Source organism: Neisseria sp. P0021.S005, assembly GCF_051956955.1.
In genome coordinates, this window is sequence record NZ_JBQCWY010000630.1 from 1 (window position 1) to 1,797 (window position 1,797).

Annotated in this window: 3 protein-coding genes; all 3 read right to left on the minus strand. The window is 52.0% G+C overall.

Features of this window, described 5'->3' with window-relative positions:
* Window positions 1–15: 15 nt before the first annotated feature.
* Genes ACTHUE_RS17680 through ACTHUE_RS17690 form a run of 3 tightly spaced genes read right to left on the minus strand, consistent with a single transcriptional unit; the run spans window position 16 to window position 1,789 of the window.
* Entirely contained in the window at window positions 16–276 is a 261-nt protein-coding gene (locus ACTHUE_RS17680) for a phosphopantetheine-binding protein (protein ID WP_003680822.1), read from the minus strand.
* On the minus strand, window positions 273–1,031 hold the full coding sequence (locus ACTHUE_RS17685; RefSeq protein WP_107791846.1) for a lysophospholipid acyltransferase family protein: 759 nt from the start codon (window positions 1,029–1,031) through the stop codon (window positions 273–275). The genes ACTHUE_RS17680 and ACTHUE_RS17685 overlap by 4 nt, the downstream gene beginning before the upstream one ends.
* Window positions 1,028–1,789 (minus strand): beta-ketoacyl synthase chain length factor, encoded by a 762-nt coding sequence (locus ACTHUE_RS17690; protein ID WP_440402909.1) that lies wholly within the window; start codon window positions 1,787–1,789, stop codon window positions 1,028–1,030. Before ACTHUE_RS17690 ends, ACTHUE_RS17685 begins: the two co-directional genes overlap by 4 nt.
* Window positions 1,790–1,797: the final 8 nt, after the last annotated feature.

Below are 1,797 nucleotides of genomic sequence, written 5' to 3' on the forward strand. Positions count from 1 at the left end.
CATCTTGTCTCTCCCTTATGCTTGGCGGCTCTTGACGAACTCGGCTAAAGTTTTGACGTTGGCGAAGTTTTCGCGCAGGTTGTCGTTTTCACCGTCGAGCTGGAAGCCGAAGGTTTTTTGTACGGCCAAACCAAGTTCCAATGCATCAACCGAATCCAGGCCCAGGCCGTCGTCGCCGAAAAGTGGATCTTCGCTGCCGATGTCGGCAACGGTAATGTCTTCCAAGCCCAAGCTGTCGATGATTAATTGTTTGATTTGGTTTTCTAAATTGCTCATGTGGTTTTCCTTGTGAAATAGTCTTGCAGGTATTCGTTTAAACGGCGTGCGGCGATGGGCAGGGGTTTTTCTGCCAGCCATTCTTCAGGCAGGATGTCGTCGCCGACGGTAATTTCATAATGAATTTTTTGTGGCGGGATTTTGTACCACGGTTGCCCCTTTTTAAAATTGGGCGGCGTCATCTTGATGCACACGGGCGTGATGACTGATGCGCTGCGCAAACCGAGCGATACGGCGCCTCGGTGCATTTTAACCTGTCCGCCCCAACCTGTGCGCGTGCCCTCGGGGAAAATCAGCAGACTTTGCCCGCTTTTGAACACGGCATCGATTTCTTCCAGCATTTCCATGCTTTCGTCGTTGGGGATGTAGCCGGAAGCGATAATCTGGCTTTTCATGCTGGGGTTGTGCAACAGGTCTTTTTTAACCAGTACGTTTGGCTCTGAATAATGGCTGATCAGCAAGACGACATCCAAAAGCGAGGGATGGTTGGCAAGAATAAGCTGGCCGGGCCTGCCGAGTTTTTCCAAGCCGTTGAAACGGACGCTCAATACGCCCGACCATTGCAGGTAGCCGACAAAGAAACGCCAAACTCTGCCTATCATGCGTCTTGCTTCAAGTTGGCGTTTGATGTCGCCTTTGGTCGATTTGAGCGTATAGGGCAAAAGTGCGATTTTGAACAATACGCCTGCAACGCCGAAGAGGATGAAGCCGAAGAGTGTGGCAAAAAAGCGACGGAAATAGTCTAAAGTCTTCATGCGTTTTTCTGCCAGTGCCAGTTTCTACCGGCATAGTGTTGCGTATGTTGTCGGCCGTCTGAAAGCAGGAAGCGTACACACTCCAAGCTGCTCCAATAGGGCTTGACTGTTGTATCGTTAGGGTTTTCAGACGGCCTTTCGGATGTGGTTTCCAAGCTTAAGGTATAGTCTTCGCCTTTGGTGATGACCAGTGCCAATGCATAGGCAAACGGCGCACGTGTAGCCAAGACGGGATAGTCTTCAGACAAAGGATCATCGGCGACAATTACTAAAACGGATGGCGCGCCGTCTTGCAAAAGCGCGAATGCCTCGGTCAGCGCGGTTTCAAAGGAATCGGCGGCAACGGCCAATGCGGTATGCTCGCTCATGTCTTTGCGCAACATCGACCATTGTCCAATCGTTGCATTGTGGACGGACAGGCCGAATGAGGTCGGCGAGACGGTATGCGTGTTCAAAAGCTCTTGCCACAATTCAAAGCTGCGGTTGCTTTCGCCATCGTGCGAAACGTACACCGGTACACTTTCAGGATATTGGTCGGCCAGATTCCATGCAGCATCACAAACCAAGCGCGCCGCTTTTCCCAAGCGGCGGCGTTGCATAGGCGGCAAAAAGGAGAGCGCGGGTTTGCACTCCGGCAGTGAGGTGGTATCGAGTTTTCCCTGCGCCCAGTCCTGCCATTGCTCCGGCGTACTGATTTTGCTGGAGGAGGCCTGCCATGCGGCGATATTGAAGCTGAAACGGCAAACGTTTTGAGGCATGATGTCTT